The sequence below is a fragment of the Hylemonella sp. P2_B10 genome, from assembly GCF_056404875.1.
Genome location: NZ_JBFUDE010000001.1, coordinates 1,616,519 through 1,632,863, shown reverse-complemented (window position 1 = coordinate 1,632,863; position 16,345 = coordinate 1,616,519). Strand labels below are relative to the sequence as shown.

Sequence of the window (16,345 nt, the reverse complement as noted above, 5' to 3'; positions counted from 1 at the left end):
CGGAACAAGCACGCGCACAAGTAGCCCGGGCTTGGCGGACCCTAAGGAGATTTGCGATGCACCTTTCGAAATTGCTCAGTTCCGCCAGCTTGCTGGTCGCCTTGGCCCCCGCCTTTGCCCAGCACGCGGGCCATGGCGCCGAACAGAACGGGCAGCCATCAGCGCCGTATGCCGGTGAGCAGGCCCGGGAAATCAAGGCGCTTTCGCCCCAGGAGCAGCGAGCCTGGGCCGAAGGGCAGGGCATGGGCTTGGCCAAAGCGGCCGAACTCAACGGTTATCCCGGCCCCATGCATGTGCTTGAACTGGCAGATCGGCTGCAACTGACGCCCGAGCAGGCGGCAGCCACAAAATCCCTGATGGACCTGCACAAGGCCGAGGTGCGACGCCTTGGCCTTCAGCTGTTGGAAGCGGAGCGCGAACTGGACCAGCTGTTCCGGGAAAAGCGCGTGACGGATGTTGTCATCCAGTCGCGCACAGACGCCATTGCCAAGCTTCAAGCCCAGATTCGGGCGTCGCATCTGAGCACGCACCTGAAGCAAGCCGCGCTGCTCGAACCGGCGCAGGTTGAGCGCTACAGCGACTTGCGGGGCTACAAATGACGGCTTGACCCGCTTTGCCTCAGTCGACCAGCAAGCCGCAGGTCAGGTTGGCCACCGTGCCCGTCATCGCCGCCGCGCGCTCGGACGCCATGAAGGCGGCGACAGCAGACACCTGGTCGAGAGTGGGCAGGCGTTTGAGCAGGGTGCCTGCCGCCATGCCCTCCAGCATCTGGTCCACCGACACCGCCTGACGTGCCGCTATTGCGGCAAACACGTTCTGGCTGTGGGAGCCAGCCGCCAATGCCTGCGGAACGGCATGCGGGCGCAGGCAGATGGCGCGCACGCCGCTGGCCCCCAGTTCACCCGCCAGATGACGGGTGAAAGCCTCGACTGCGGCACTGGCCACGCCGTTCCCCATGAAGCCAGGCCCCGGCAGCTTGGCGCCAGGTGTAGACAGGGTCAGGAACACGCCGGATCGCTGGCGCACCATGTGCCGGGACACCGCCTTGGCGGTGGCGAACAGGCATTGCATGTAGCCAGCAACCGGCGCATTGAATACTTCAAAGCTGAGTTCACCGAAGGGCGTGCCCTGGTCGTGCGCGATCCCAACGGCGTTGAGCGCGATGTCCACCCGCCCAGCACTGGCAACCACCCTGCTCGCGTGCTGGTCCACGGCGACGCCGTCCAGGCAATCGACGACCGCCACCTCGGCGCTACCACCCGCAGCGGCAATCGCAGCAGCTGTGTCGTCCAGCTTTTGCCTGGATCTGCCGGCCAGGAAAACCCTGGCGCCCTCTGCGGCAAACGCAAGGGCGCATGCGCGCCCCACGGCACCACCGCCGCCATACACGATGGCTATTTTGTCTTCTAACAGCATGATTGCACCGACTCCTTAACTGCTTGCGTTTTACAAGCGGTTGCAAATCTAGCACGCTCGCGCGCACAATGCAACCTCGTTGTTCAGAAAAAAAGCATGTCCAGTGTTCACCGTTCCGCGTGCCCCATCAACCTGGCCATGGAAGTGCTTGGGGATCGCTGGAGCCTGATCGTGGTTCGCGACATGATGTTTGGCAACCGGCGCCACTTCCGTGAGCTGATGGCACATTCCATCGAGGGCATCGCGTCCAACATCCTTGCGGACCGCCTGAAGCGGCTGGTTGCTGCGGGCCTGTTGACCCGCAGTGAAGACCCCACGCATTCGCAGAAGGCTATCTATTCGCTCACTGAGATGGCGATTCAACTCGTTCCCGTGCTTGCGGTGGTGGGTGGATGGGGAAGGCGCCATCTGCCAGCCAGCAGGCAACTCAGCGTGCGAGCCAAGCTGCTGGAGGAAGGCGGCCCAGCGCTGTGGGCCGAATTCATGGACGAATTGCGTGAAATACATCTTCGAGGAGGCTCCAAGCCCGGGGCCTCGTCCGTGTTGGACCGATTCAACGCCGCGTTCAACGCAGCCAAGTAGGCGATAGCCATAGGCTGCCCTTCATGAGCACATCACATCTGGCAAGGAGCAAGCATGATCACTGGCAGTTGTCTCTGTGGGCGCGTGAAATACGAATCAGACGGTGAGGCACTGTTCAGCGTGATTTGTCACTGCCGTGATTGCCAACGGACGTCCGGGACAAGCAGCGTACCCGTGATGGGCGTTCAAAAGTCGGGGTTCCGCGTGTTCGGCGACGTCAAAAGCTACAGCATGGTGGGTGGCAGCCAGAAGCAGGCGGTGCGAAATTTTTGCCCGAACTGTGGAAGCCTGTTGTTCGGAACGCCGGAGGTCATTCCGGACATTGTCACCATCTATGTGGGAACCCTCGACGACGCAACAACCTACAGGCCGCAGCATGCCATGTTCACGCGTGACCGGCCAGAGTGGTGCAAGCTTCGCGCTGAGCTTCCGGAGTTCAAGACAACGCCTGGCACGTAGCAGGGTTGGTGCCTAAGCGGGGCAGCCCTTTTTCCTCAGCGCAGACTTTGCCTTGTGTGCGACGGCAGACCGACAGCAATGACAGCGGCTGTTTGAATGGTGTAACAGACACCGAGCGGAGCCATCTTCACCGCTTGTCTGTACTGTTTCCAATTCGATCACAAAGGAGCACTTCATGAACCGCATCGTCTACCTGGTTGGCGCAATCGTCATCATCCTCGCGATCCTGTCATTCTTCGGCTTGCGCTAGTCTGGCGCGCAGCTGGGTACCGCTGGAAGGCCAGGCAGTATGGGCCATGATGCGGCTCCGGCCCCGGGCGGTCTTTGGTTTGCCTGCAAGAAGGTATTCAGTTGGGTGCTGGCTTGGTTTGCCATTCAACCCCTGGCCGTCAGGTTGACTGTGTTGGTTGCTGCTGCGCTGATCCCGGCCACCGGCATCTATTCGTTCACGCTTCTGCATAGACAGGCCGCCCTGGCCGCGGAAATCAAGGCCATGGAAGTGGCCGGGAAAAGCGGAGAGGGGATGTGGACTTTCAATGACAAGCTGCCCGTTGTGTTTGGCACCGGCTCGGTGCTGAGTTTCCTGGATACCGCCCCGGTTGAGCGCATCACGGTGGTCTATGAGCCACTGGTGTGGAACGAGTCGAAGCGCATCTTCCTGATCGAATCGCAAGGCAGGCAATACGCGTACTACCCCAGCGACATGGAGAGCAGGATTCTTGCTGACAAGGCGGTCAGCGCACCCTGGGGCGGCAAGCTGTTTTTTATCCCCCGTGGTGAGCTCCAGTCCAGCGCTGCGGCCCTGTTCGCACGCCTGGATCAGCGCTTTGCCGACGCCCGGCCACCGTCCGAAAAGGAAGGTTGGCGGGCGGCTGCCAGTGGCACGCTATCGGTCGCATTGGCGGTGGGCGTGCTCGCATTCCTGTATGTTCAGATCAAGGCCCAGTTCAAGTCGCTCAAGTTCATCGAGCCCCACCAGGTGAACGGCTCCATTGACGATCTGGTGGGCATGGACGACATCAAGGCGGAGGTCGCTCAGATCAAGGATCAGTACGAGCGCCGCACAGAGTACGCCAAGTACGGCATCAGCAAGCCCTTCAATGTCATGTTCAGTGGCCCAGCCGGCACCGGCAAGACCAAATTGGCCAGTTACCTGGCCAAAGAGCTGCATCTGCCGATTCTGTTTCATTCGGCGGCCAACCTGGAAACGGGTTTTGTGTCGGGTGGTTCAAACACGCTGGATCGCATCTTGACCATGGCCAAGCGGCGCCGACATTGCATCATTTTTCTGGATGAGGCGCAGGACCTGTTCATGAAGCGCGGCGGCCGTCGCAAGTTTGACGATGACACCGCCAACACGCTGCTGTCCGTGCTCGATGGCGTGCGCAGCAAGAATGAAACTGAAATCATCTGGATTGTGGCCAGCAACTTCAACAGTGAAACGATGGAGATGGATGAGGCGATGCTGCGCCGGTTTCAGATGAAGGTGGACTTTCGCATGCCCAATCGCGAGGAGCGCCTGGCGATCATTGGCCACTACCTCAGCCAGCGCGCCAACAAGGTGCTGCCCGACCTGGACCTGCGTCATCTGGTGGAGGTGACCGAGGGGCGCAGCCCGGCCGACCTGGAAACGATCGTCAACCAGGCCGGCATCACTGCCGTCCAGATGGGCGAAATGATTGGCACGAACACGTTGATGCAGGCCGCCGAGCGCGTGCTGGTGGGCAATGTCAACACCCACACGACCGAGGAGCGTGATCGTGATCGCCGCATCATTGCCGTTCACGAGTTGGGCCACTTCCTCGTGGACTTTGAGCATGAGCGCCGACTGACCCCGGGCAACTGGGTGCAGATCTTGGCCGACATGAAGACCATCAAAATCTCGCTCAAGGCCAATGCGCGAACCAACGCACTGGGTTTTGTCTTTCACAAGCAAGGCCCCAACCTGCTCAAGTCCAAGAGCGACATCGAACACGACGTGCGCGTGCTGCTGGGCGGCATGGCCAACGAGGAGCTTTTATTTGGCGAGGACGGCACCACCAACGGCGCGCACAACGACATCACCCGCGTGACGCAATTGCTGTATCACGCGGTGGGTGAAATGGGCATGTACCGCAAGACGCGGCTGAACTTCGGCTCGCTGGGCAAAGGCCAATCCGGCGGCGGCCGGGAATTGGATGAGGAAACACGCAGCCTCATGGAAGCCCAAAGCGAGCGCCTGTACAGCGAGACCAAGGCTGTGCTGCAGTCGCTCAAGCCGCTGACCGAGCACTTGGTCGGCCGTTTGCTGGAGACAGGAGAAATGAATCTGGCTGAAGTGCTTTCAGAGATACGCAGTTTCGAGGCGCTGCAAGCATTGTGAGGCGGGCCGCACAGGGCAATGCTGCCGTTTCACATACCAATGCGGACAAGACGAGGCTGCGTCCTTGGCAGGCGATGACAGGAGGTGTGAGCTTCCGGGTGTCGGCCTCCTTCCCAGACTTTGCAATTGCTTCAAAGTCAGATTTCAGTCGAAGCGGCGGAGCAGCTCCAGGCCCACGGCCAGCGCACGCCCCTGCGCGGACTCGAAATACCGCCCGTTGCCCTCGTTGACGATGACGGAGCCGGCGTAGCGCCGGTCGGCCAGGTTGTCCACACGCACGAACTCGCTCCACTGCCAAGCGCCCATGCCCTGCCTGAAACGCCAAGCCAGGTTCAGCACGGTGTAGGCGGGGGCGGCGTCGCTGTTGCGGTCGTTCACGGCCACGGCGCTGCTGCGGCGTATCTCGGCCGTCAACGTGCTGCCGGCCCATTGCGGGTCCCACGCCAGGCTGGCGTAGGTTTGCAGGCGGGCCATGCCGGGCAGCCGGTTGCCGGCCGGTATCAACAGGTTGGGCGCGGTGCAGGGCGCGGCATTGCAGGTGCTGAAGCTGTCGCTGTAGCGCGCGTCCAGCAGCGTGGCGGCTGCCGTCAGTTGCCAGGCGCCCCACTGCGCGTCGCCGGCCAGCTCCAGCCCGCGCCGGCGCGTGCGGCCGGCGTTCTGGAAAGTGGAGCGGCCGCCGGTGTTGGTCAGCACCACAATTTCTTGCTCGGTGGCGACGTCAAACAACGTGCCGCTCCAGCTGGCCCATCCGAAACGCCCGCGCAGGCCCAGCTCGGCGCTGTGGCTGCGGCTGGCGTTCAGCGCGGTGTTGAGGCCGGTGGTGCCGAAAGCACGGTAGGCCACCTCGTTCAGCGTCGGCGATTCCAACCCGCGCCCCACACTGGCATACGCCTGCACCTTTGGCGACAGCAGCAATCGCAGGCCGATGACAGGCAGCGTGGCACTGTATTCCACGGCACCGCTGTCGTCGCCATTGCCGGGCGGCACGATGTAGTGGTCGGCAGAGGTCAGCCGCACGCGCGTGCGGCGCACGCCGCCGCTCAGTGTCCAACCGGTGCTGGACCACTCCAGCTGCGCATACGGGTCCAGCGTGCTGGCCTGGTTGTGCTCGTCGCGGCGCAGGCGGCCCTGCACGCCCAGCGCCGTGGGCACAGTGGCCGTCCCGCTGAAGTTGTCGTAGCCCTGGCGCTGCTCGTCCTGCCGGTCGGTGGCCAGGCCGAGGCTGGCCATCAGCTTGCCGCTGGCATAGCTGCGCTCCAGCCGCCAGCGCGCATTCAGGCCCCAGAAATCGCGCTGCAGGCTGATGATGCCGCCCGGGCTGGCGGCCGCCGCCTGGGTGCCGGCCGGGATGGCCTGGTACTGCAGGATGCCGCGTTGGCCGCCGTAGCCCATCAGCTCCAGCTGCTGGCCGCCACCCAACCGCTGCTGCCAGGACAGGCCCAGCTGCGTCTGCTGGATGGTCTTGCGCGTGTTGTACTGCGTGGCGCTGGGCGTGGTCTGGTACGGGTTGGCATCGAACTCGGCGCGCGACAGGCCCAGCGGGTCTTGCGCCTGGCTGACCTGGCGGTTGGCGATCAGCACCAGCCGGCCATCGCCCCAGCTGCGTGACAGCTTGGCGTGCCCGGTGTCGCGGTCGGCCGTGCTCTGCGGGCGCAAGCCTTTGGTGCCGAAGGCCTCGGCGTCCACTGAATACGAGTAGCCGCCCACCACGCCGTTGGCCTGCGTGGAGGCGCGCCACAGGCCGTCGGCGCCGGCAGCCACACCAGCGCGCCATTCGGTGGCTTGCCCGTCCGCCGTGTAGAGCGACACCACGCCGCCCGACGCGTTGCCGTACAGCACCGCATATGGCCCGCGGATGACCTCGATGCGCTGCGCGTTGCCAAGCGGAAAATTGGCTGTCTGCCCCTGGCCGTCCGGCGCGCTGGCGGGGATGCCGTCCACGTACAGGCGCACGCCGCGCACGCCGAAGGTGGAGCGGGCGCCGAAACCGCGTATGGATAGCTGCAGGTCCTGCGCGTAGTTTTGCCGGTTCTGTATCGTCAACCCCGGCACGCGGCCCAGGCCTTCGCTGAGGTTGACCTGCAGCTGGCCGGCGCGCAATTCCTCGCCGTCCACCACGTCAATCGAGGCAGGTGCCGTCCAACGCTGCGTGTCGGCCGGCGCGGCGGTGATGACCACCGGCTGCAAAGCCTGCTGGGCCAACGCCAGCGCCGGCAGGCAAGTGCCTGCCGCGAGGAAGAGAGACCGACTGCTGAAATTCGTCATATGCGCCGCCGGATATGCCCGGTGTCACGATGTCTGCTGGTCGATCTGCACGTCGTCAGCGGCGCTTTCGATGTGGGGTGGGCTGGCGTAAATATGCCAGACCGCAAAGAACATGGCCGCCATCGTGGGCCCAACAACAAAGCCATTGATCCCCATCACAGCCATGCCGCCCAGCGTGGTGATCAGCACCACGTAGTCAGGCAAGCGTGTGTCTTTGCCCACCAGCACGGGGCGCAACAAGTTATCCACCAATCCAACGACGAGAACGCCCCATGCGACCAGCGCGAGGCTTTTCCAGAGTGCACCCTGCAACAGCAAATAGATGGCCACCGGCACCCACACCAACCCTGCGCCCACGGCGGGCAGCAGCGACAAGAAAGCCATCAGCACGGCCCACAAGACGGGCGCAGTGATCCCCAGCACCCAAAACGCCACACCCCCCAATGCACCTTGCAAGGCCGCCACCAGCAAGTTGCCTTTGACGGTAGCCCGGATCACGGTGGTGAACTTCAGCCACAGTTCGCGCTTGTGTCCATCGGAAAGGGGAATGCCCTGGCGCACCAGGCCCAGTACCTTGTCGCCATCGCGAATCAAGAAGAAGGCCAGGTACAAGGTGATGAACAGGTTGGCCACAAAGTCAAAGGTCACTTGGCCCACGCTCAGTGCATGCGTGGCAATGAATTTCGAACCCTGTGAAAGAAGCGCGCTGACGCGGGCTTGCAGTTGGTCAAAATTGCCAAGACCCAATTGATCAAGCACCGAGCCCACCCAAGCCGGCAAGCCGTCAAACACCGCCCGCAAATACCGGGCCGGGTTCAGTTCGCCCGACTGCATGCGCTGGTACATGCCGGTGGCCTCGGCAGCCATCGACACTGCTATCAGCACAAAGGGTAGCACCACGACCAGCAGCACCACCAGGATGGTGAGCAAGGCCGCTCTGGTGGCATGGGACGGCATGCGTGCCAGCAACCAGCGTTGCATCGGGGTGGCCAGCAGCGCAATGATGAAGCCCCACAGAATAGCCCCGTAAAAGGGCAGCAGGATCCAGCACAGGGCCAACGACGTGCCGATGAGGAGTACCAACAGCGCACGCTTGTCTGCCCGGCGGGCGGTGGTTGGCTTGTTTGCGTCCATGTGGCATTGTCACCCAGCGCCCAATCGGATTATGTGTAGCAACGAACATACGTGCAGAACGGGGTCGTGTGTGGCTGGCGGCAACGACAACGCGTTTGTGGTCAAGTTTATCTACACCAACGTTTATGGGAACGCGCCTGACGCCACTACGTTGGCCAGCTTGGTGGTGCCGCTGAACGCACGCACCACCACGCAGGCGCAATGGATCGCAGAGATGGCGCTGTCGGCGGCCAACCAGGCGCACGTTCAACTCGCGGGCATGGCGCAGACGGGATGGGTCTACGTTTAAACACATTGCCGACCTGTGCTGCAGAGCCAAGAGAGGAATCTACGACAGGTACAGACCGTCCGCAGTTGGTCGAAAGCTGAACTTGCACACCTAGAGTTGGTTTCCGCAAACCTGACGCCCTGACTGCGTCACCCGGATACTGAGCCTGCCTCCCTCTTCAAGCCTGGGCATGGCCCAGCACAAGATCGGCCGCTTTTTCGGCCAGCATGATGGTCGGCAGGTTGGTGTTCGCCGAGGTGATCTGCGGCATCACCGAAGCGTCCACCACGCGCAGGTTGCGCAGGCCGTGCACCTTGAGCGTGGGGTCTACCACCGCGTCCGCGCCCGGCCCCATCCTGCAAGTGCCCACGGGATGCCACACACAGCCACTGGTGGCGCGAATGGCGGCCTCCAGTGCCGCGTCTGACGTGGCGTTGGGCCCCGGAGAAAACTCCATGTGCAGCAAGGCGGCCAGTGGCTCGGCAGCGGCTATTCTGCGGGCCATGCGCACACCTTCCATCTGCAGGGCCAGGTCATCCGGATGGCTCAGGTAGCCGGGGTCAATCAGCGGCGGGTCCATGGGGTCGCTGGAGCGCAGGCGTATGCGGCCTCTGCTGAGGGGGCGGCACGCCTGCGCGCAAATGGCCATCACAGGCGCTGGGCCGCGGGCAGCCACGGTCAGCGGCAGTTGCGGGAAGGCGAAGAACTGCAGGTCCGCCCCGAATCCAGAGGCGGCGCCTGAGCGCTTCATGAACAGGCCGCCCTCCGCCAGGATGCTGGTTGCCGCTGCCGCCACCGGCTGCTTCAGCACAAAGGTGGTGGGCGTCTGCGTGTGGTCACACAGGTGCATGCCCACCGCGGGCAGCGCATGCTGAACCGGGATGCCATGCGGCTGCAGGGCAGCAGGGTCGCCCACGCCTGACAGCATCAGCAGCTTGGGCGTGTCCACCGCGCCGGCGCTCAGGATCACCTCGTGGTTTGCATGGATGCGCCGCACTTGCGCGCCGTCCCAGATGTCGACAGCGGCGGCCCGGTCGCCGTCAAAGTGGACCCGCAGCGCCCTGGCCATCGGGATCACGCGCAAATTGGGGCGTGCCCTGGCCGGCCCGAGATACGCCACGGAGGTGCTGCAGCGCTCACCGTTGCGTATCGACACATGGTAAAGGCCCACACCCTCCAGGTGTTCACCGTTGAAGTCGCTGTTGAGCCGGTGCCCGCTGGCCGCTGCGGCCTGTATGAATGCCTGGGTGATGGCGCTGGGCGTTGCCTGCGCCGACACCGTTAGTGGCCCACCCACGCCATGCAGCGCTGAGGGGCCGAGCACGTGGACCTCCAGGCGCTTGAAGTAGGGCAGCACGTCTGCCCACCCCCAGCCGGGGTTGCCCAGGTCGCGCCAGTGGTCGAAGTCCTGCGGGTCGCCACGCATGGCGATCATGGTGTTGATGGCGCTGGTGCCGCCCAGGGTCTTGCCCCGGGGGTAAGGGATGCTGCGCAGGCCAAGGCCGGCCTGCAGCGTGGTGGCGTAGCCCCAATTCTCCGCACCATCCCACAGCAGTGGCCACTGGCTGGGCTGGCGCACGCGCGTTGGCTGCGTTTCGCCACCTGCCTCGATCAGCACCACCTGCCGCGTCGGGTCTTCCGACAGGCGCGCGGCCAGCACGCAACCGGCCGAGCCGGCACCCACGATGACGATGTCTGCGGCTTCATTCATCAGCCCAGTGTGTGGTGCCTTTGAATGATTGGTGCTCGGTACTTACCCGTGCGATTCGTCAACTGCTGGCGCGCGATGAGACTGGCGATGGCACGCAATGAGAGGCCGCGCCGGGGCAGGCATGCCACAGTCAGCAGCACAGGGTTGCGCATGCAACCGCAGGCACCGCTGATCGGTGCGTGAACAAGGGCTACAAATGCTGCTTCAAAAATGGTGTATCGCCGCCGGCATGGTGTGTGTGTCGCTGACCGCAACGGCCCAGTCCGAATTTCCCTCATGGGCTTACCCGCTGACACCCCAGGCCCCCAAGCCAGAGCCGGAAGAGGGGGTTGCCCAAAGCGTGCCGGGCAGCAGCGCGGCCTTGACGATCTCGCAGTCGCGTGACCGCTATGCCGTGCCTGACTGGCATCCTGCTGACCACCCGGCCATGCCACGCATCGTGTCCAATGGGCACAAGCCCGATGCCTGGGCCTGCGGCTTCTGTCACCGCCCCACAGGCATCGGGGGCCCCGAGAATGCCAGCCTGAGTGGGTTGCCCGCAGCCTACATCGAGCAACAGGTCAAGGACATGGCCAGTGGGGCGCGCTCCACGGCTGTGCCCAAGCGCGGGCCGCACGCCTTGAAGGTGCCGATTGCCAAGGCCGTGTCGGAAGAGGAGCTGAAAGAGGCCGCCGCCTATTTCGCGTCCATCAAGCCGCAGCAGATGCTGGATGTGAAAGAGGGCGACATGGCGCCGAAGTTGCAGCAACGGCTGTTCTTCTTTGCGCCGACCGATGACGGCGCGCAAGAGCCCATCGGCAACCGCATCGTTGAGTACCCGCAGGACCACCGGCGCTTCGAGGTGTTGCGCGATGCGCGCGTCAGGTTCACGGTGCACGTGCCCCCGGGAAGCATCAAGAAGGGCGAAGCCCTGGTGCGCGCCCCGGGCGGCAAGGCCGAGCTGGCCTGCATGGCATGCCACGGTGCAGACCTGCGTGGTGTGGGAAACATCCCGTCGATTGCGGGCCGTTCACCAAGCTACCTGGTGCGCCAGCTGTGGGACATGCAGCAGGGCGCGCGCAATGGCGCCCAGGCCGCGCTGATGAAGCCGGTCGTCGGCGTGCTGGACAGCACCGACATGCTCAATATCGCGGCCTACCTGGCCACGTTGCGGCCTTAGGGGGCTATTTCAGCTTGTAGGTGCCGCTCTGGCGGTTGCAGCCCTGGAAGGTGCCGGCCTTGATGGTCGGAAACGCCCCCATCATGGCGACCGTGCTGGTCGTCACCATTCCGTCGTACTTGCCGGTGCCGGCAATCGCTTCGCGGGTGACCTTGCCGTCGGCCGCGATGGAGAACCGGGTCAGCCGCTTGTCGCCGTCCTTGTCCATGGCCTCGCAGATGTTGCCACCACCGGCTTTGCCGTCGATCATGGTGTTCATGCCCACGCAGCGAAACGTGCTGTTGTCCAGCAGGCCGCCGGGCACGGTGCTGACGATGGTGCCCGTCATTTCGTAGGAATTGGCCGTGTGGGTTTTTGAGAACACGATGTCGTTGCCCACGCCCGACCAGCACGACACGTATTCATACGTGCCTTCCTTGGGCAGCGGTGCTGCGGTGGCCATGCCGGCAATGGCGAGGGTGGCCAGCAAGCCGTTGCGGCCTATCGATGTCCCGAGTGCTGTGTGAATTGTCATGCTGTCTCCTTGTTCCGCAGAATGGCGGTTTGTGCTTGGTGCGGCTGACTGTGGCACAGCCGTGCTTGCCGCACCTCTCATCGCGTGCCGTCGCACGTCTCATTGCGTGCCATCGCAGAGCGACCGACGGGGGATCAGGCTGGTGGGGTGTGGCGCAGTTCGGACGCGGTGACGCCGAACTTCAGCTTGAACAGCCGGTAGAAGGTGGCCAGCGAATCGAAGCCGCAGGCAAACGCGACCTCGGTGATGGGCATGCCGGGGTGAGTGCGCAGCAAATAGCGTGCGCGCAGCAGCCGCAGGTCCCGGATTTCGCCGGACACGCTGCTGCCCGTCTGTTCGAACAGCCGGTGCAATTGGCGCGACGAGATGTTCATGGCCCGGGCAATGCTCTGCGGCGACAGGCTGGTGGATTCCAGCTGCGCGTTGATGAAGTTGCGGGCCTGGCCCAGCCGTTCACTGGCGAGCGTGGCCTGCACATCCTCCCGCCGCGTGTCCACATAGCCCAGGGTGCCGGCCAGCAGGTGGTCAAAGGCGCGCAGCGCGGCGGCAGCGCCCGGAGCGTCCAGCTTGGGCAGCTGCTGGCACAACTGGCCCAGGTAGGCCGCCAGCAGCGTGCCCAGCGGCGTGTGCGTGGGCAGCAACTGAAACCCGCCCTGCTTGAGCCGCCCGCTGGCGAACGACAGCGCCTGCTCGGGCACGCTGAGGGCGTGAAAGTGCCAGTCGCGCCCGGCTGCGGCAGCGGCCTTGTACGCCAGGTCCTGGCTGCCGATGACCACCGAGCCGGCGTTGGTGGTGAATTGCTCGCCCTTGCTGTTCTCAAAGCTGCTGCCGCCCTGCTTGATCAGGTAGACCAGCAGGTTGCCCGACGGTGCCGCGCTGGCGCGTGCGCGGCTGCGCTCCACCACGGTCCAGGAGGTGTTGACCTCCATCACGCTGGCCAGCGGTCCGCGGGCAATCTGAATGTCGATGGCGGCGGCCTCGGGCTGCAGGTCGCCCAGGTGGACGTCCAGGTTGAACAACTGCGCGGCCGTGTCCTTGATCAGCGCAATGCGCTTGCCCTTGTGCAGGTGCTGCGACGACACGCGGTGGAGGGCGCTCATTTTTGTTGTTGTGGCTGATGCGAATGCTGCCAGCTTAGTGGCTATCACGGGGTTGCGATAGACCGGTGGCAAAAAAGCACCACGACGGCGTGACCAGGCACTTGACGATTGACAAGGCAGGGCAACAGGTCTCCAATGGCCGGGCCTTGGGGGCATATTCCTCCACCCTTTTGAAAGCAGCCATGAGCATCTACCGCTTTTTACGCATGTCATTGTCCGCATTGCTGATGGTGTTTGCCGGGGCCGTGGCAGCGCAGACCTGGAGCCCCGAGCAGCAGGACATCTGGAAGCTGGAAGAGCTGCAATGGAAGATGGCGGCCGCCAAGGACGTGAGCTGGATAGAAAAAATGGTCCACCCCAACCTCAGCTATTGGGAGGTGGGCCAGCCAGCGCCGCAAAACAAGGCCTCGCTGATCCGCTGGAACCGCTACGGCAACACCAACGACACGGTGCTGGAGCAGGAGCTGTACCCCATCTCGATCGTCATCACCGGCAACATGGCCGTCGCGCACTACCGCTACACCATCGCGCGTGAGAACTACAAGAAAGAACGCGAAACCGTGCATGGCCGTTACTCGGACGTGCTGGTCAAGGAAGGCGGCCACTGGCTGTTCATCAGTTGGTCTGGCGGTGACGATCCGAAGAAATAAGCTCAATGCCCCACGCATCCCAACAGCGCAGCTGGCTTCTTTCGCCACCCGGCTTGCTGCTGTCCATCGCCGTGCTGTCGGGTGGCCTCGCCTGGTGGCTGGTGGCATTGCCCGTCCTGAGCGTGTCCAACGTCCAGAACCACCCGACGCACTTTCCGCATGTGTTCCTGCATGCCGTCAGTGGCACGGTGATGCTGGTCCTCGGTGCGGCCAATCTCTACCTTGGGGCCACCCGCAAATACTTTCGCCTTCACAGGCCGCTTGGGCTGGTGTATCTGCTCGGCGGCAGCATCAGCGCCGTCAGCGCCATCGTCCTTGCACTGGGTAACGGCCACAGGAAGCTGAACACGGAGTTCGCCTTCGAGCCGCTGCGCGCCAATGACCTCGGCTGGGCGCTGGCAACACTGGGAGCGGCCTGGCTGGTCTGTGCGGCCATGGGCTGGCGAGCTGCGTTGAACCGGCGGTTTGCATCCCACCAGGCCTGGATGATTCGAAGCTATGTGCTGGTGTGGTCGTTCGTGCTTTGCCGCTTGATTGGACAGTTGCCATCCGTCCCCGAGCTCGGCAGTGGCGGTGCCATCGCCTGGCTGTCGTGGACAATTCCTCTGCTGGCTTGCGAGGTTGCGCTTCAGTGGCAAAGCGGGAGTCGACAGTAGGCTGGAGGCGGGGCGGGCCGACTGCCTGCTGTTTGTCGAAGCGCGAAATTCGCCCGGTCATCGTCCCTTTGAAGGCGTGCGGCTCTTTTCTGCCAACGGCATCACCGTGTCCAGAAAAGCCCGCACCATGCGCATGTCACGCCGCTCGGTCAAGCACAGCACGTGCGCATGCGTGTAGATTTCTGCGTCGCTGATGCGCACCATGTGCAGCCCGGGACCGGGCACATACTCCACCAGTGAAACGGCCGCGATGCCAATGCCTTGTCCCACGGTTTCGCGGATGACCTCGCGGCTGGCGATCTCCATGACCACCTCGGTCTGCACATCAGCCTTCTCCAGCGCCAGCTCCAAAGCCTTTCGGGTGGTTGAGCCCTGCTCGCGCAAGATCAGCTTCTCGCCCTTGAGGTCGGCCATGCGGATGCTGCGGCGCTTGGCGAAGCGGTGTTTCGACGAGGTGAAGATCACCACCGGGTGCATGCTGAACGGCACCGACAGGAAGCGCGAGTCGCTCACCAGCTGGGCCAGCACGCCGACGTCGGCGCGGTAGTCGAGCAGGCGGTCCAGCACGTCCTGCGAATTGCCAGTGCTGACCGACACCTTGATGCCTTGGTAGCGCTGGTTGAAGTCCACCAGCATGCGCGCCACGTGGTACGGCCCCACCGCAGCCACGCGCAGATGGCCGGAGCGCAACTCGCCAGCGTCGCCCAGCAGGTTCTTGGCGTCAGCCTCCAGGCTGAAGACCTGTTGCGCCAGCTGCAGCAGTTGCCCGCCCAGCTCCGTGAGCTTCACGTTGCGACCCTGGCGATGGAACAGCTCGACGTCGTAGCGTGATTCGAGCAAGCCCACCTGCGTGGTGACCGTCGGCTGGCTCACGTGCAGGAACTCCGCCGCACGGGTGAAGCTGCCCATGCGGGCCACGGCATAGAACGAACGAAGCTGGGTCAGGCGCATGGGTTTACCCTGTAGTCGTATAGATAAATTGTATAGAAACCAGGAAATATTTGAATTGGACCGATGGATGCCATTGGTGATTTACTCGTTTCCAGGGCAGGAAAGGCGCCTGCAGAACGCGCCACCTGACTCGATTCAAGGCTGTCATCGGTGTGTCACGAGGCCCGTCAATACTCCGGCGGGCGTTTTTGCCCGGACAGAAGTGAGTCAACTCAATGGTTTGCCAACACGACGGAGACAACCGCATGATGAATCGCAGAAATGTGCTGATCGGCACCGCAGCCACCCTAGCCGGCACCTTGGCCATGCACGCGAGGGCGCAGCAGGTCCTGACGGTGGGACTCATACCCTCGGAGGATTCGCGCGCCATGATCGCCAACAGCCAGGCCATGATGGACATGCTGTCCAAGGCACTTGGCATGCCGGTCAAGCCCTTCGTGGCCGCCGACTACAACGGCGTGATCGAAGCGCTGCGTTCCAAACGGCTGGACGTCGCCTACCTGGGTCCGTTCTCCTACGTACTGGGCACCACGGTGGCTGACATCGAGGCATTCGCCGTCGCCGAAACCAAGAAGGCCGGCCGCACTTCTTACAAGAGCCTGGTCATCGCCAACAAGGCCAGCGGCATCAAGACTGTGGCGGACCTCAAAGGCAAGACCTTTGCATTCGTCGACCCCAGTTCCACCTCGGGGCACTTGTTCCCCAAGGCGGGTTTGATGAAGGCGGGTTTGAACAGTGACAAGGACTTCGGCCGCGTGATCTTTTCGGGCTCGCATGACTCCAACGCCATTGCCGTGCAGAACCGCAAGATCGATGCAGCGGCTATCGCCGACCGCATACTCGACGCCGCCATCGCCAAGGGCCTGGCCAAGCGGGAGGACATCCAGGTGGTTTGGGAGTCCGACCCGATTCCAGAGTCACCCACCGTCTGGCGCAAAGACTTGTCGCCAGAGCTGAAAAAGCGCGTGCAGGCTGCCTTCCTCGAAGTCAAGGACATCCCATGGTCAGACCAAGGCATGCTCAACGGCTTCAAGCCCACGAATGATGCGGCCTACGATGTCATCCGCGACACGGCCAAGCTGCTCAACCTCGACCTCAAGAAAATGAAGTGAGCCGGC

The 16,345-nt window shown here is 63.5% G+C and carries 16 protein-coding genes; 9 read left to right on the top strand and 7 right to left on the bottom strand.

Annotated elements, in window-relative coordinates; genetic code table 11:
• Window positions 1-56: 56 nt before the first annotated feature.
• Entirely contained in the window at window positions 57-599 is a 543-nt protein-coding gene (locus tag AC1DX2_RS07660; protein WP_477195697.1) for a Spy/CpxP family protein refolding chaperone, read from the top strand.
• A gap of 19 nt (window positions 600-618) precedes the next feature.
• Here the strand turns inward: AC1DX2_RS07660 and AC1DX2_RS07655 are convergent, their stop codons facing one another.
• A complete protein-coding gene (locus tag AC1DX2_RS07655) occupies window positions 619-1,416 on the bottom strand; it encodes an SDR family NAD(P)-dependent oxidoreductase (protein WP_477195696.1) in 798 nt (265 codons plus the stop codon).
• A 96-nt stretch (window positions 1,417-1,512) separates the two neighbouring features.
• Between AC1DX2_RS07655 and AC1DX2_RS07650 the strand changes: the two genes are divergently transcribed.
• The 3 genes from AC1DX2_RS07650 to AC1DX2_RS07640 all read left to right on the top strand — a co-directional run bounded on the left by AC1DX2_RS07650 (window position 1,513) and on the right by AC1DX2_RS07640 (window position 4,819).
• The gene (locus AC1DX2_RS07650) at window positions 1,513-1,998 is read left to right on the top strand and encodes a winged helix-turn-helix transcriptional regulator (protein WP_477195695.1); all 486 of its coding nucleotides are present in this window, start codon (window positions 1,513-1,515) and stop codon (window positions 1,996-1,998) included.
• A 54-nt stretch (window positions 1,999-2,052) separates the two neighbouring features.
• Window positions 2,053-2,457: a GFA family protein gene (locus AC1DX2_RS07645; RefSeq protein WP_477195694.1), complete on the top strand. Its 405-nt coding sequence runs from the start codon at window positions 2,053-2,055 to the stop codon at window positions 2,455-2,457.
• 289 nt (window positions 2,458-2,746) lie between these two features.
• Window positions 2,747-4,819, top strand: coding sequence for an AAA family ATPase (locus AC1DX2_RS07640; RefSeq protein WP_477195693.1), 2,073 nt, complete (start codon window positions 2,747-2,749; stop codon window positions 4,817-4,819).
• 144 nt (window positions 4,820-4,963) lie between these two features.
• On the opposite strand, the gene AC1DX2_RS07635 is transcribed toward AC1DX2_RS07640, so the two are convergent.
• Together AC1DX2_RS07635 and AC1DX2_RS07630 are read right to left on the bottom strand one after the other, a co-directional pair.
• Complete coding sequence (locus tag AC1DX2_RS07635; protein ID WP_477195692.1) at window positions 4,964-7,084, bottom strand: TonB-dependent receptor family protein; 2,121 nt, start codon at window positions 7,082-7,084, stop codon at window positions 4,964-4,966.
• A 24-nt stretch (window positions 7,085-7,108) separates the two neighbouring features.
• Window positions 7,109-8,218, bottom strand: a complete 1,110-nt coding sequence (locus AC1DX2_RS07630) for an AI-2E family transporter (RefSeq protein WP_477195691.1) — start codon at window positions 8,216-8,218, stop codon at window positions 7,109-7,111.
• Window positions 8,219-8,288: 70 nt separating this feature from the next.
• Here AC1DX2_RS07630 and AC1DX2_RS07625 point away from each other — a divergent pair, with 70 nt between their 5' ends.
• Window positions 8,289-8,507: a hypothetical protein gene (locus AC1DX2_RS07625; RefSeq protein ID WP_477195690.1), complete on the top strand. Its 219-nt coding sequence runs from the start codon at window positions 8,289-8,291 to the stop codon at window positions 8,505-8,507.
• A gap of 157 nt (window positions 8,508-8,664) precedes the next feature.
• Here AC1DX2_RS07625 and AC1DX2_RS07620 read toward each other — a convergent pair whose 3' ends face one another.
• Complete coding sequence (locus tag AC1DX2_RS07620; RefSeq protein WP_477195689.1) at window positions 8,665-10,197, bottom strand: GMC family oxidoreductase; 1,533 nt, start codon at window positions 10,195-10,197, stop codon at window positions 8,665-8,667.
• Between the two features lie 196 nt (window positions 10,198-10,393).
• Between AC1DX2_RS07620 and AC1DX2_RS07615 the strand changes: the two genes are divergently transcribed.
• Window positions 10,394-11,356 carry a c-type cytochrome gene (locus tag AC1DX2_RS07615; protein ID WP_477195688.1) on the top strand — a complete coding sequence of 321 codons (963 nt, stop codon included), beginning with the start codon at window positions 10,394-10,396 and terminating at the stop codon, window positions 11,354-11,356.
• A 4-nt stretch (window positions 11,357-11,360) separates the two neighbouring features.
• On the opposite strand, the gene AC1DX2_RS07610 is transcribed toward AC1DX2_RS07615, so the two are convergent.
• Both AC1DX2_RS07610 and AC1DX2_RS07605 read right to left on the bottom strand, forming a co-directional pair.
• Window positions 11,361-11,870, bottom strand: coding sequence for a hypothetical protein (locus AC1DX2_RS07610; RefSeq protein WP_477195687.1), 510 nt, complete (start codon window positions 11,868-11,870; stop codon window positions 11,361-11,363).
• A 134-nt stretch (window positions 11,871-12,004) separates the two neighbouring features.
• Window positions 12,005-12,970, bottom strand: a complete 966-nt coding sequence (locus AC1DX2_RS07605; RefSeq protein ID WP_477195686.1) for an AraC family transcriptional regulator — start codon at window positions 12,968-12,970, stop codon at window positions 12,005-12,007.
• 182 nt (window positions 12,971-13,152) lie between these two features.
• Here AC1DX2_RS07605 and AC1DX2_RS07600 point away from each other — a divergent pair, with 182 nt between their 5' ends.
• Together AC1DX2_RS07600 and AC1DX2_RS07595 are read left to right on the top strand one after the other, a co-directional pair.
• Window positions 13,153-13,620 (top strand): nuclear transport factor 2 family protein, encoded by a 468-nt coding sequence (locus AC1DX2_RS07600; RefSeq protein WP_477195685.1) that lies wholly within the window; start codon window positions 13,153-13,155, stop codon window positions 13,618-13,620.
• 53 nt (window positions 13,621-13,673) lie between these two features.
• Window positions 13,674-14,276: a DUF2306 domain-containing protein gene (locus tag AC1DX2_RS07595; protein WP_477195684.1), complete on the top strand. Its 603-nt coding sequence runs from the start codon at window positions 13,674-13,676 to the stop codon at window positions 14,274-14,276.
• Between the two features lie 57 nt (window positions 14,277-14,333).
• Here the strand turns inward: AC1DX2_RS07595 and AC1DX2_RS07590 are convergent, their stop codons facing one another.
• The gene (locus tag AC1DX2_RS07590; protein ID WP_477195683.1) at window positions 14,334-15,227 is read right to left on the bottom strand and encodes a LysR substrate-binding domain-containing protein; all 894 of its coding nucleotides are present in this window, start codon (window positions 15,225-15,227) and stop codon (window positions 14,334-14,336) included.
• Window positions 15,228-15,475: 248 nt separating this feature from the next.
• Between AC1DX2_RS07590 and phnD the strand changes: the two genes are divergently transcribed.
• Window positions 15,476-16,339 (top strand): phosphonate ABC transporter substrate-binding protein, encoded by an 864-nt coding sequence (phnD, locus tag AC1DX2_RS07585; protein WP_477195772.1) that lies wholly within the window; start codon window positions 15,476-15,478, stop codon window positions 16,337-16,339.
• The last annotated feature ends 6 nt before the right edge of the window (window positions 16,340-16,345 follow it).